At 37.8% G+C, this 13904-nt stretch carries 14 protein-coding genes; 8 read left to right on the forward strand and 6 right to left on the reverse strand.

Features of this window, described 5'->3' with window-relative positions:
• The 7 genes from EZ428_RS12235 to EZ428_RS12265 all read left to right on the forward strand — a co-directional run bounded on the left by EZ428_RS12235 (nt 1) and on the right by EZ428_RS12265 (nt 5467).
• Entirely contained in the window at nt 1-669 is a 669-nt protein-coding gene (locus EZ428_RS12235; protein WP_131553459.1) for a response regulator transcription factor, read from the forward strand.
• Between the two features lie 210 nt (nt 670-879).
• Nucleotides 880-1740 carry a GH25 family lysozyme gene (locus tag EZ428_RS12240; RefSeq protein WP_131553460.1) on the forward strand — a complete coding sequence of 287 codons (861 nt, stop codon included), beginning with the start codon at nt 880-882 and terminating at the stop codon, nt 1738-1740.
• A gap of 71 nt (nt 1741-1811) precedes the next feature.
• Nucleotides 1812-2591, forward strand: a complete 780-nt coding sequence (locus EZ428_RS12245; RefSeq protein WP_131553461.1) for a DUF2589 domain-containing protein — start codon at nt 1812-1814, stop codon at nt 2589-2591.
• A gap of 63 nt (nt 2592-2654) precedes the next feature.
• Nucleotides 2655-3341: a DUF2589 domain-containing protein gene (locus EZ428_RS12250; RefSeq protein ID WP_131553462.1), complete on the forward strand. Its 687-nt coding sequence runs from the start codon at nt 2655-2657 to the stop codon at nt 3339-3341.
• A gap of 10 nt (nt 3342-3351) precedes the next feature.
• Complete coding sequence (locus EZ428_RS12255) at nt 3352-3549, forward strand: hypothetical protein (protein WP_131553463.1); 198 nt, start codon at nt 3352-3354, stop codon at nt 3547-3549.
• A gap of 30 nt (nt 3550-3579) precedes the next feature.
• On the forward strand, nt 3580-4110 hold the full coding sequence (locus EZ428_RS12260) for a DUF2589 domain-containing protein (protein ID WP_131553464.1): 531 nt from the start codon (nt 3580-3582) through the stop codon (nt 4108-4110).
• A gap of 349 nt (nt 4111-4459) precedes the next feature.
• Nucleotides 4460-5467, forward strand: a complete 1008-nt coding sequence (locus EZ428_RS12265) for a hypothetical protein (RefSeq protein WP_131553465.1) — start codon at nt 4460-4462, stop codon at nt 5465-5467.
• 479 nt (nt 5468-5946) lie between these two features.
• Here EZ428_RS12265 and EZ428_RS12270 read toward each other — a convergent pair whose 3' ends face one another.
• A complete protein-coding gene (locus EZ428_RS12270) occupies nt 5947-6948 on the reverse strand; it encodes a HEPN domain-containing protein (RefSeq protein WP_131553466.1) in 1002 nt (333 codons plus the stop codon).
• Nucleotides 6938-8137 carry a hypothetical protein gene (locus tag EZ428_RS12275; RefSeq protein ID WP_131553467.1) on the reverse strand — a complete coding sequence of 400 codons (1200 nt, stop codon included), beginning with the start codon at nt 8135-8137 and terminating at the stop codon, nt 6938-6940. The genes EZ428_RS12270 and EZ428_RS12275 overlap by 11 nt, the downstream gene beginning before the upstream one ends.
• A 143-nt stretch (nt 8138-8280) precedes the next feature.
• On the opposite strand from EZ428_RS12275, the gene EZ428_RS12280 reads away from it, so the two are divergent.
• Nucleotides 8281-8910, forward strand: a complete 630-nt coding sequence (locus tag EZ428_RS12280) for a S24 family peptidase (protein WP_165501765.1) — start codon at nt 8281-8283, stop codon at nt 8908-8910.
• 282 nt (nt 8911-9192) lie between these two features.
• Here the strand turns inward: EZ428_RS12280 and EZ428_RS12285 are convergent, their stop codons facing one another.
• The 4 genes from EZ428_RS12285 to eat form a co-directional block, all read right to left on the reverse strand.
• Nucleotides 9193-9765 (reverse strand): hypothetical protein, encoded by a 573-nt coding sequence (locus tag EZ428_RS12285; protein ID WP_131553469.1) that lies wholly within the window; start codon nt 9763-9765, stop codon nt 9193-9195.
• 382 nt (nt 9766-10147) lie between these two features.
• Nucleotides 10148-10903 (reverse strand): ethanolamine ammonia-lyase subunit EutC, encoded by a 756-nt coding sequence (gene eutC / locus EZ428_RS12290; protein ID WP_131553470.1) that lies wholly within the window; start codon nt 10901-10903, stop codon nt 10148-10150.
• Nucleotides 10891-12279, reverse strand: coding sequence for an ethanolamine ammonia-lyase subunit EutB (locus EZ428_RS12295; RefSeq protein ID WP_131553471.1), 1389 nt, complete (start codon nt 12277-12279; stop codon nt 10891-10893). Before EZ428_RS12295 ends, eutC begins: the two co-directional genes overlap by 13 nt.
• Nucleotides 12280-12281: 2 nt before the next feature.
• Entirely contained in the window at nt 12282-13601 is a 1320-nt protein-coding gene (gene eat / locus EZ428_RS12300) for an ethanolamine permease (RefSeq protein ID WP_131553472.1), read from the reverse strand.
• Nucleotides 13602-13904: the final 303 nt, after the last annotated feature.

The raw sequence follows: 13904 nt of genomic DNA on the forward strand, positions 1-13904 counted from the left end.
ATGGAAACCATAAAAATAGGCATTATAGACGACCAGAATATCTTTAGGCAAAGTTTGGTCTTGCTAATCAAGAGTGTTCCTGAATTTGAAATGGTAGCAGAGGCAGCAACTGCGTCTATGCTACTGTCAATTTTTGACACCTTGCCAGCACAAATTCCAGATATCTTATTGATGGATATGAACATGCCAGAAATGAATGGCATTGAATTGAACAAGTTCATTGCCGATAAATATCCGGCCATTCGAGTAATAGTATTGTCTGTTCATTCGCAAGACCGCCTAATCTCTAAAATGATTACCTCTGGCGCAGCTGCCTATCTGGTTAAAAACTGTAATAAGGAAGAATTGATAGCTGCCATTAAAAGTACTTATGAAACTGGTTTTTACATGAATAAACAGGTGTTGATGGCGATACAACAGGCAAATCGTTCTAGCAGTAAAACCATCAGTATATTTAATAGCCCTTCTCTTGAGCTTACCCCACGCGAAAAAGAAGTGTTAGCCTTGATATGTAAAGAAAATAGCAGTGCCGAAATTGCCGAAAAACTTTTCTTAAGTGTACGCACAGTAGAGGGCCATCGGAATAATCTGTTACTCAAAACCCAAAGCCGAAATACTGCTGGCTTGGTGTTATTTGCCATTAGGCACCTCTTATTTGAGGTATTATAAGCCATTATAGTAGTGATACGCTTGAACAACCAAGTAGTTTTACCTGCTTTTTAAAGGGGCATTAATGCCTGTAAATACAAGTCATTTATTAGCTCAATTTGAGATAAGCAAAATGATAAAATAGCTTTAACCGCTGTTTCTTGCCCTAAAAGCAAGCATAAGCAATGCTATCTTATCAATTATTTGCCCTTAAATTAAACTAATCAAATTATGGCTATTCTTCAATTGAATTCGCAAGGTGATGATGTAAAATCACTACAACAACAATTAAGCAATTTGGGCTATCCGCTTACCGTTGATGGAATTTTCGGAATCGGCACTCAAAACGCGGTAAAGAAATTTCAGTACGAGCATAAGCTCCTTAATGATGGCATTGCCGGTACGAACACCATGAATGCCATAAATGCACTACTAACGCCTAATGATACTGCTGGCATTGTTAAGGGAATTGATATTTCTCACAACAACGGTACAATTAATTGGGCCACTTTGGCACAAGAAGTAAGTTTTGTGTATTGCAAGGCAAGCCAAGGTGCGGGCTTTAAAGACCACATGTTTGAAAGCAACTTTTCTAAATTAAGCAGTTTAGGTATTTTACATGGGGCCTATCATTTTCTAAATTTCAAGGACGCAACAGCTCAACAACAGATCGATAACTTTTTAGGTTGTGGAGTTGATTTTTCACAAGCAGGTCTTTTACCTCCAGTATTAGATGTAGAATGGCAAGTGCCAGATACCCTAAACCCTTATGTTATTCAGAACCGTACCGCTTGTGTACAATTAGTAAAGGATTGGTTAACAGGTGTAGCAAGCAAAACAAGACGTATACCAATGATTTATACCAATCGTGTTTTTTGGCATGATTTCCTCGGTAATCCCACAGGTTTTGAAAACTATCCGTTATGGATTGCCGCCTATCAATCTGCCCCACCATTATTGCCGCCTGGATGGGATAAATATACTATTTGGCAAAACAGTGGTACGGGAACCATTAAAAGCGTAAGTGGACAGGTAGATAAAGATATTTTTAATGGTACCAAGGCAGATCTTGAAAAATTAGCAATGCTATAACCATCATCTTATTTCACCTGCCAAATCAATAAGTAATCAACAAAAATCACTAATAATTAAAAACAAAAGTTATGGAATCTAATCTACTGTCGATGTCACAAGAGTTCTCAGGCCTGCCTATGGATGCTCTAATTGGCGGACCACTAAATGCTGCTGCTCGTGCCAATGCAGCAATGGCGCTAACTCAAACCAAGTTCATGTTAGATACTTGTTTCACAAAAATCACTGTTCCTAAGGCTGATCTTGTTAAAGGAGAACCTGCAGAATTCGATAAAGATACTGGCTTGTTGAGCAAGGCAGAGGTAATTGGCACACCTGCAATCGAGAAACATGATAGCTATGTGCCAGTTATGATCGTAATGTCATTACAAAGAGGGATAATCACTCCTGGTACTCCAGCAGTTGATGCTGACGATACAGCTAAGCCACCAGTTAAAGCGAAAGCGGCAGTCGCAACACAAATCCAAAGCTTTGTAACGCAATTCAACTTGCCAATGTTAACCATTGTTCCACTAAATTCATTAGCAGTTGATACAGTAGATATCAATTTCGAAATGGAAGTAAAATCAAGCTTCTCTGAAGATCAATCAGAAGCAAAGTCAACAGAAAGCAAGGGCGAAGGCAGTTTTGAAGCTAAGATGGGTTGGGGTCCATTATCGGTTACTATCAGGGGAAGTGCCAGTTACGATTCGAAAGATTCCTCTACGCACAACACACACTATGAAAAGAGTAATTCTGCTAAATATAGTGTGAATGTACATGCAGCTCAGCTTCCGCTACCAAAGGGTGTAAATACCATCATCGAAGCATTTGCACAGTCTATCTCACCAATTACAATCGGAGCGAATTAAATTAACAAAATCAAATAAGTTAGCCTAGCTAACTTATTTGTTCACAAATAATTATAGTCAATTATGCCAAAAGTAACGAATCAAAAATTCAATCCAAACTTTAGTAAAGCATTGGACATTGAATCATTAATCAGCGCTCCACTTGTGGCGGTTTCAAAGGCCAATGTGGTAATGGCACAAGGCCAAACCAGGTTCTTGCTTGAATACTGCTTTAAGAAAAACGGAGATGGCTATGAACCGATTCTGATACAGATGGCATTAACCAAACCTGTAATAGATCGTGGTAAAGTTGCCGTGAAAGCAATAGCAGCTTCTGCACCAGGTGTTATCCCTGTAGTTGAAGCTGTTGAAGCTGCGCCAGCAGTTCCACAGTCAATTCAATTGGTTACAACTCATTTTAGCCTACCCTTGCTTACCATTGTGCCCATGAATTCTTTAGTGGTAGATAAGGTAACTATAGATTTCGATATGGAGATTACTTCCGTAGCTTCTAAACCATCAAATGGAACTAATGAATCAGGAAACAAGATTACCGACCGAAAAGCACAGCTATATGGTAAAGTGAGCGATTCGGGTTCAAATAGCAATCGAGATTCCAAAAACCAGAGTAAGATCTCAAATAAAGTGAAGATCAATATCAATGCAGCTACACTTCCTCTGCCTGCAGGTGTGCTTACCATCATTGACCTGTATACCAAATCGATCCAGGCAGTACCAACTGAAAATAAACAAGAATTATTCAATAACTAAAATAAATAACATGATAACGCAAAGTCAAAATATTCCTTGCCCAGTTTGTAATACTGGAATTCCCTTCGATATCAAACAATTGATGATGGGTGTACATTTTGCATGCCCCAATTGTGCGGCGTCTGTTGGCCTTGCCCCAGAAAGCAAAGAGCTTGTAGAAGAAACAATCGAAAAGTTGGAAGCCGTAAAAGGAAGAATCTCAGCATAGCTTAATCAACATAAATAAATTATATCAATCATGATCAGTTTTAAATTATTCGTAAACGCTATTCAAGAAGCTATAATCAGTGCCAGTGATGCATTGATGGATAAAAATACATCACTATTAGATAAATACTTTATCGAAGCACCCAAGGCCGTTGAAACACATGTGGCAGAAGATGAAGATAAAGAACAACCTAATGTTCAAAGTGCTGCCACTCCTAACAAACATACATTAGTTCCGAGGACTGTAATTCTTGAATATCCACATCTTGGTCATGATGGTGAAATTGAAAACCTAGAAATCTCAGTTCCCCTGATCACTTTGGTGCCTCTAACCATGTCTAAAATTGATAAGGCAACGCTTACGGCAAGTTTTAGGATGGCTGTAGTTAATGGTGAAGTGCAACTTGATCTTGGTAATGAAGGTAATGGTGGTTTATTCAAGAAAAAGCCGAAAATGGCCTGGGGAAAAATTGAAATATCACTCGCCCCACAAGAAACTTCAGAAGGATATAAGCTATTGGTAGAAGGTTATGAAGCCATCTTGAAAAGACAAATCTCTTAACAAACTAACATACAGGTGGAAGCCGAAAAACCTGACTAGAGTAGGCAATCTTTAACAATTTAATATTATGTTCATATCAATTACAAACAATACCGGGCAATTACTTACAATTTTGGATAATAACACAGTATGTGGTCAAATCGCTAATGGTAGAATTATGCACACATTGCCTCCTACCATTAACAAGTTTAGAATCGGAAACAGTAATGTTATTTACGGCAGACCAGTCGGAGGAGGTAATTTTCTACAAGGGGAGGTTGAGTATTCTGCAACATTCGATGGCAATGCAATTTTATTTACGACGGATGGACACACAGTTAGTTTTACTCCTCCTATAAATTAAGTAGGTATGAGCCAATTTTTAACTAAACCAATTGCAGATGCCGTGTGCACTGCAATTGTATTGGGATATGCTTCCAAAAACAGCAACACTATTTTTCAATACATGTCTGCTGTTGATGAAAAGGATTCTTATGACAAGGTAAAAGTAGTATTTGAAAAGCTAGGTGTTAATGTTTCCGTTAGCCAATCTGCTACAGTACAAGAGTTTGGTTATATTATAGCCACTACGCCAAGAGCATCAACTATCCCTGCTATTGCTGCAATGACAGATCAATACAGCAATTATATTAAACGTTTAACTGATGCGGCAAATGCAGCAGCACCACCGCCTTATGGTGCTTATATTGGAGGAATGTCTACAGTAAACCAATGTTTTATTGTTGGTCCATCTAATCTAGAACTTTATAAGCCAGCCTATCGAGCACCAGACCAACAAGTAGCTGAGGCCTATGGTAAAGCAGTTGAGTTTACAAATAGTGCTTTAACTGCTATTGAAACTATAGGAAAACCACTTCCAATAAAGGGTTATAACATTAATCTGGTTAATACGATTCCAAAGATTAGTCAAAAATATGTAGTTGGCCAATTATTTAAAAGTTACCATGGCATGATCCAAGCCATGAGCTTATATTCGACCACGATAGATAATAACAGCTTTATATTTGAAATTGCATTAGGCAAAAACACTCAAAAAGTTTCGGCCTGTTTCCCTTGTTGCGCCTTTATGACCGCTAATGGCAAGCCACCTACCTCAACGCATTTAGGCAAGGGGGATAACTGGGGCATTCCAAAAAGCAGTAACATGATGTTGCAACAAGCTTGGGCAGCAAAAATAAAAGAATGGTACCTTGCTGGTAAACAGTTAATGATGGCAAAAGAACAATTGAAAAATACATTTGTAGAATTTGGAAAGGAAAATCGTGAAAATGATATTCCGGGCATCTTTTTAGAGGCATTAACCTTTGAAGGTAAGTTTACCGATAGGATTAATAATACGCTGTTGGGCAAAGTTTAAATAGGTTAGCTAATAATGAATTAATTGATCTCAAGCTATTATGGCCTTAGCGAAAGCTAAGGCCTTTTCTTTGAGAGTCATGCTATTTCGAGTTAACTCTTCATCAGCTGAAATCTTTGAACAAAATGGAAACACATCGAGTATAGAGCAGATTTTGAATTGCTTTCTAAACAATGTGCTAAATTTGAAGAAGTAGGGTAAACATTTGATAAAGGAGTTGTTTTTTATCAATCAACATTCGAGAAACGATGCTAAGTGCTTCGAAACAGCTTCGAGATGGGGTCATAGCTGCATCGGGTTGCGGTTTACTCTTGTTCGACTTGGCCTCGGCTTTTCTTCGGGTCGGTGCCGAAGCCTTCCCGAACGTTTCCCGAAGCCTTCCCGAAGCAGACTCGAACGCTTCCCGAACAGTTCCCGAAGAAACCTAAATGAATTCCCGAAGAAAACTCGAACAACGCACAACAAACAACGCTCTACATTCAACAAATGGTTTCTGCCAAATAATCATCAAATAAGGTTTGCACTCCCTTCATTAAACTTGAGGTGGCTATTACCAATTCTAAGGCTTGTTCTTGATCAATTTGGTATGCATTTTCATACCTCGCCTTGATGTAAGCCTCTTGCAAAAAGGTTAATAAACGTAGTTCTTTTTTTGGTTTAGGATGAAAAAGGCCAATAACCTGTGGCGCATAATGGGTCAGCTGCTTTCGAAGCATAACCAGTTCGTGGCTTTTGATGTTCTTGCCTTTAAAGACCATGATTAAACCCCGATAAGTAAACTCACATGCCTGTTGAAGCATGAAAACGGCCATGGTATTTTCATTACGCTCAAGGTATTGTTTAGCACCGTTCATGAAACTAAGGGCCTTATCGCTGTTTTGCTTAAATAAGATGGCTGCATTTAACCTATTTGCGGCCAATAAGACAGGATTAGGTGAGGGTAGGTTATAATGTGCTTTCTTTTGATAGATGCAGTTTTTTTGAGCGCATAAGGTAGCATAATAGAAATGTCCATTGCTAATTAAATTAACCATGGTGCCATAGGTATGTATTTCAAAAGTGATTTTTGGGTAAGCCATTAGGCTGAAGTTAACAGCCTGATGTACTTCGTCGATTGGTTTATACTCATATCTATCTACTACAAAGGTTAAATTGCCACTGTTTAGCTTGCCCTGCTGAAAGAAAACATAGCCAATGGGGATAATGGGTGTTAGGATATTAATAATCGATTTTGCGTCTGTTAACGCTTCATTTTCTGCTGTATTGGCTTGCTCATTAGCTTTTGTTTGCTGGTATGCTATTAAATTGCCATGTATAATTTCAGTCAGCTCGGCATAAAATAATTGCTGAATAGCTGTATGTTCATCTATCTCATCGGCCGAAGCTGGCATTAAAGGCACCAAAGCAGCCTCAATCAAGTCTGCAGGGTAATAGCTAAATAAGCTATTAAACTCTTGTGTTAAATTTGGCCTAGGCTTCATGGCTTGCTATGGTTAAAGGTAAAACAGGGGTTTTGGCATTTTCCGTAATGATCAGGTAAAAAGCTTCTGTGAGTTTTTGCAGCGTGAGGTAAAAGCTAAAGGCATACTCATCGCCTATACCATGTATGCTCGAATTTTCGCTTAAACCAGCATCTAGCCATTCCTGCAAGCCAAACCTTAGCTTTACCACCTTATCATGGCTTAAAGCCTCCGTACAATACTCCATTGGTGCCGCTCTTTCTGCTAAACTGAGCACATGGGGTTCTTCATCGCCCAACATGATTTCTCCTTCTGAAATATCACTGTCCCTTTTGTCAAGCATCCATTGACCCATGGTTCTACCGTCATGTTTATCTGGTTTAGGTACATATGGCAATTTTTGAGCTACAATGATGTAACCTGCCTGTACCAACTGGGTATATTGGTTGTGTATAAATAAACAATCGTTTGGTTTTTTTGCCGCTATATCTTCATTAATTACAGACATGAACCAATCTTGCAGTTCTTCTCGGTAGCCACTTAAATTGGTAAAATTGAAAAACTCTTCAATCATTAAATAAGGGCTTTTAACCTCCTCTTCTGTAAATAAACGAGGTTCGGTTAAGGCAAAGTTTAATAATGGGTTGGGATAGCTTGGCTTTTTGAAACTATTCTTAGTAACCACCCTTTCATGAAATAACCAACAAGCAGCAATCAACTTTTTGGCATTGGTATATAATGGGATAATATAGTCTGCATTTTCTGTTGCGTAATTATCATTTAATCCTTCTGCCACCCATTCTCTTAAGGTTTGTTTGTAGTACTGCAGGTCTTGTTTCTTAAAAATGGCCTTAATGGCTTTTAATGGATTTAATAAGTGTTGTTCTTTTAATTGATAAGGGAAGTAAGTTAAGGCATATTGCTCCGTTTCTAAAAATGCTTGATCTAATGTTGCGCTAGCTGCTAATGAAACATAGCCTTCAGTTGCTTTATTGAGTTGATAACTCACTTCAAATAAAGCTTCGATCCTTTCATAAAAGTAATAGAGGTCGGCGGGTTTAGTCCATCTTTTACTAGGCTTGCCACCCAATAACAGTTCCATCCATTTATCGATAAAAGTAAGGTGATTAATTACGGTTCTGGTGCCGAAAAACTCTTGAATCCCATCCAAGAATTTAGTTTCGTTTGAGTTAAATGTGAGATCTTTCATAGGAGGTATATTAATTTGAGGTAGATTTAATAACTTGCGTTAGTAATACCAATATACCATATTATTATATATAATCTATAATAATATATAAATTATATAACAAGGTAATTCATATGTCTGAAAATCAACGACTAAAAGTTTTAATGGAGAAGTTGAAATTTAAAACTCAATCTGATTTTGCTGTAGCAATGAATATAAAGCAAGGTTCTTTGTCTGGTATTTTAAGCGGAAAAACAGGAGAAAAGCTTTCAAATGCTATTAAGGATAAGTTAACATTGCTATTTAACGTGAACCAAGAATGGTTAACGGATGGGATAGGAGAGCCCTTTTTAAAAAAGGGGCCAGTTGTATCTGAAGCTAAGGAAGGTGTGCCTTATTACGACGTTAGCTTGGCTGATGCTGGAGCGCCTAGCCTGATGTTAATGGAAGATGAGCCCGAGTACTTTGTAAACTATAAACCTTTTAATGATTGCACGGCCTATTTGCCTGTTTATGGTGATAGCATGTACCCTAAATATGCCTCTGGCGAAATTATTGCCGTAAAAGAGGTAACCAATTTTGATGTATTACAATGGGGCGAGGCTTATGTAATCATGGGTGATGAAAAAACAAATTGCTTAAGGAGCATTAAATTAATACACCAACATCAAGATCCAGGTAAATTGATCTTACGCTCTAGCAATCCGAATTTTAAGGGAGATACGGTAATTACCAAAGAAAGTATCAGTTCCATGTATATCATTAAGGGTAAGATCACTAGGAATTTGATATAAGACTAACTTGGGTCTTATCCGTCTATAGCTTTACAGTTTTTGGATAAAACATTAACTGACAATGAAAGAAGAAGCAATCGCAAGATTCGATTATCCCATCTAGCATAAGGGCCCCGCTTGTGATTGTAATAAATAATCGTTCAGCATACCTAAGAAATATGCTGAATTTTTTGTTTTAAGCTAATTTGATTAATTATTGTATTTTGGTTTTCTGTTTTGGGCACAAGCTGGACGTTTGCTAGAGAGGGGAAAATAGATGGCTTTTTGTTTTAAATAGCAGATTTATTGCAAATTTAACTGATCATAGAATTTAGCAATTTTTTCGTTAGTTTCTGTGTTGTAAGATGCATAATTGTCGCCACTTCCTAATTTAGCAGTGGATTCCATTCTACAACAGCTTAAACATACTGCCGATTGTGCAATTACTTTGTTATTCCTGTAGTAAATTAGCCCAATCCTTGGTTCATAACAAAAAACCATTTTTGGATTTTTAAAAGATGATTTACTGCCGAATATTATTTGAATAAAATTGAGTTGATCTTCTAATAATCTTTTTGTTTTTTTTATCGTAGCTATCCATTGCCCTTTATCGTTAAGAGGCAAATATGTATGTTCACCAAAAGCTCCGTTATAATCTACTATAATAACAGAATCACATTCGAAAGCACCTTTTTTGTGGGTTAATGTTGTATCAATTGCCAATTTTACTTTTCCACTATCAAGCCATTTAGCTTCTGGTAATGGTGGTGGCTGTTGACTTGCCAAAGTCTTATTCTCATTTTTTACTTCTTTTTGCGTATATGAAGTAATTATTGAGGAGATTAAAATAATAAATGTAATTGCTGCCTTCATCATAAATTCTTTTTAGGAAAGATAAACTTATTGTTTGGTTCGAGAACTATCCTATTGGGTCAAACTCAAACATCTCAAACATTGCAATAAGCCTTAAATCTTCCAATAATTGGTTCGAACTGGATCCTTCTGCGGTACAAAAGCGGATAACTCTAATTTTTTAGATGTTACTCCGCTTTTTTTACGTCTTAACTGGTTGTTAATCTGATAGATAAAAGAAGCGGCAATACTTATTTCTGGCGTTCGATAGTTTCTGTTTTCAAAAACAAGTTTTTTTTGGAAATATCGAACGAATTATTTCCATTTTTCCCTCAATATCTTCGTCCAGATACAATAGATTAAGTTTTTTGAAGGTTTCCATCGCACCATGCAAAATAAATACTTTTCAGCTTTCGTACTCATCTTTTAATCCAGTGCCCGAAATACGCTTACCCATTGCTTGTTGAATTAGGTAAAAGATTTTATTTGCAGCCAACTCAGCAGATAGTCCACCTTTACGGATACTGGAAATGCAGTTACGCGAATCGTCGGTAAGACCTCTCTTTGGCCGATACGTAAGATAGATGCCCATGCTATCGGCTGCGCTTAAACCTGGTCGTTCTCCAATAAGAATAAGGGATAACTTCGCCTTTAAGATCTCACCGATCTGATCGGCAATGGCAACTCTCCCTTGCATAACCAAACATATGGTTGCTAAGCTCCAGTTGGCCTGTTGTATTTTGGGTACTAACAGCTTGATTACGTCAAATGCATTTAAATTGATAGCCAGTGCAGATAGCCCATCAGCAACGCAGATTACTACATCGCAGTTTTTTATCTCATCGCTCAGCACTTTTGTCGAACGCTGGTTAAGCAATCTACCAAGATCAGGTCGCTGTAAATATTCGGTTCTATCCTTAACCTTGCTATATAATGTGGTTGATGGTAAACTAAATGATTCTAATTTACTACTCAGCGCAACAATTGCCATTGGTGTATAAACCGCATCACGGGCTTGGGCGTGGGCAAGTTTAAAGTTAAGCGATTCTTTAGTTGGTATACTGGTGCCGGCATGACCAAGGCCAATACGGGCATCGGTTAATTCTTTAAGGAAATTAAAGTCAAGCAACGGTTGTTTTCCAACATTTTCTAACTCTTCCATAATACATCCAAATTTTTTAAAATCCCTAAATTAGTATGTTTTGCAAGCATTCCGTATTCATCAAAAATCTGATGAGCTATTAGCCATTTTTCGAATTCTGGGGCTGGTTTTAATCCCAAAACTTTGCGTAGATATAAAGCATCATGAAATGAAGTAGACTGGTAATTGAGCATGATATCATCAGAACCCGGTACACCCATAACAAAATTACACCCGGCAACCCCCAGCAAGGTTAGCAAATTATCCATGTCATCTTGGTCTGCTTCTGCGTGATTGGTATAACAAACATCCATACCCATTGGAAGCCCTAAAAGTTTGCCGCAAAAATGATCTTCTAGTGCTGCCCTGGTAATTTGTTTACCATCATAAAGGTATTCTGGACCAATAAAGCCTACCACAGAATTAACCAACATCGGATTAAACTTTCGGGCCACGCTATAGGCTCTAGCTTCGCAGGTTTGCTGATCAACCCCATGATGTGCGTTGGCAGATAAAGCACTGCCTTGTCCAGTTTCGAAGTACATCACATTGTTTCCAATGGTACCTCGCTTTAACGATAGGGTAGCCTCATGCGCCTCTGTTAGCAGGGCGAGAGAAATACCGAAACCATGATTAGCTTTTTCAGTTCCAGCAATAGACTGGAAGCAGAGATCAATGGGAGCTTGTTTGCGAATTAAGTTAAGGGTAGTGCTAACATGGCTTAGTACACATGATTGTATTGGGATGTCGAATTGGGTACGGAGCCGGTCAATGAGTGCCAATAACTTTAGCACGGCCAATGGATTGTCTGATGCGGGGTTAATGCCAATTACGGCATCCCCATTCCCATACATTAATCCATCAATAATACTGGCTAGAATACCTTTCGGATCATCTGTTGGATGATTTGGTTGTAGCCGGGTTGCAAAATGTCCTTTTAGCCCAATGGTATTGCGAAATTTGGTAACTACTTCAATTTTTCTAGCAACAGCAATTAAATCTTGGTTACGCATAATTTTGGATACGGCTGCAGCCATTTCTGGAGTAATTGCAGCAGCAATATGATGAAGTTTTGCTGTGTCTGTTTCATCGCTCAATAACCATTCTCTAAATTGCCCAACTGTAAAATGGTCGATTGTAATGAAATTGGCCATATCATGATCATCTATGATTAGCCGTGTAATTTCATCAGTTTCGTATGGAATAATAGTTTCTGATAAGAAGTTTTTTAGCGGAACATCAGCCAAAGCTAGCTGAGCCGCCACTCTTTCTTTATAGGTTCTGGCACTTATATTTGCTAAGGCATCGCCCGTGCGAAATGGAGAAGCTTTGGCCAATAAAGCTTTTAAATCATTAAACTGATATCTTTGATGATCAATGGTAAAATGGTATGACATGTTTAATCCGTATTGATCAAAATGGGAACTTTATGTTTGCCTAAAAATATGAAAATAAGCAGAACAATAAACAAGGCAACAAAAAACATCAAACTAATTTTAAAATTGTAATACACGATTGCAATGAGACAAATTATGGCAATAAAGAGGGCGATAGCTGGAAATATAGGGTAAAAAGGTGCAACAAATGGTCGCTCTAGCCCAGGCTCTTTTTTGCGCAAAATGAATAGGCTTATCATGCTCATGATGTACATTACGATAGCTCCCAAAACAGATAAAATGATGATCTGGCTAGTTGTACCTGAAAATAAAGCTAGAAAAGAAATTAATCCACCAGCTACCAGTGCCCAATGCGGTGTTTTAAATCGGGTATTGATTTTTGCTAGAGGAGAAGGCAAATAACCACTTCTTGCCATTGCATATACCTGACGCGACGATGCTAAAATAGTACCATGGAAAGAAGCTATTAACCCAAATAGGCCAATGCTAGCAAAAATTTTGGTTAATACATTTGATTTGCCCAAAACAATGGCTATGGCTTCGGGCAATGGATAATCTATGCTGCTTAACTGATGCCAATTGGTAATGCCACCTGTAAGGATCATGATCCCAAAAGCTAAAAATATTAAGGTAGCTAAACTAGAGATATATCCTCTCGGTATATTTTTTTTTGGATCTTTTACCTCTTCGGCTACCATTGCTACGCCTTCAATTGCCAAATAAAACCAAACTGCAAAGGGGAGGGCAGCGAAAATACCACTCCAGCCAAAAGGCATTGGATCGGCCGTAAAATTTGCCAGCTTGAAACTTGGAGCAACAACACCCATAAAAAGCAATAATTCTGCTACGGCAAGTACGGTAATAAATACCGAGAAAATTGCCGATTCTTTTACACCAGAAATATTAAGTAAAATAAACGTAATATTGAAGACAATCGCAGCTGGAATGACCTGTACTCCTGGATATAAAAAATGGAGATAACTACCCAATGCAAAGGCAATGGCAGGTGTAGCAAAAAGAAAATCAATGAGTGTGGCATAACCTGCAATTAGCCCGCCAAACGGACCAAGCGCCCTATATGCATAAGCAAAGGCTCCTCCAGAATGAGGAATAGCAGCTGTTAACTCGGTATAACTAAAAATGAAAGTAACATACATAATGGTAATGATTACTGTAGCAATCAAAAAACCAATCGTACCCGATACTGCCCATCCAAAATTCCACCCAAAATATTCTCCAGAAATCACTAATCCTACTGCTATTGCCCATAAATGAATCGGCTTTAGTACTTTTTTTAGCTGAGCAGTTGAGTTTTTTTTCAATTGTTCCTTTATTTGCCTTTAAGTTAGGGATTTAATTCCAAAAATGGTTGAACGCTGCATCATAATTAATAAAAAGAAGCTACATCATCAGCCTCAGTATTTAATCTGACAATTATTTATGGTTGTAGAGATAATTCGTTGCCATATTTAGTTGATTATTGCCGATAAAAGTCATTTGGTATAGGTATTTAATGATTTAACCAGTGAACGGTAAATCTGTTTGGTTAGAAAATGATACTACTGGGTACTTAAGGAACAGCTCTATTAAGTTGTTTCCCTTTTTTTATGATAATAAATAGCTGT

The organism is Pedobacter frigiditerrae, assembly GCF_004331645.1.
GTDB classification, from domain to species: domain Bacteria; phylum Bacteroidota; class Bacteroidia; order Sphingobacteriales; family Sphingobacteriaceae; genus Pedobacter; species Pedobacter frigiditerrae.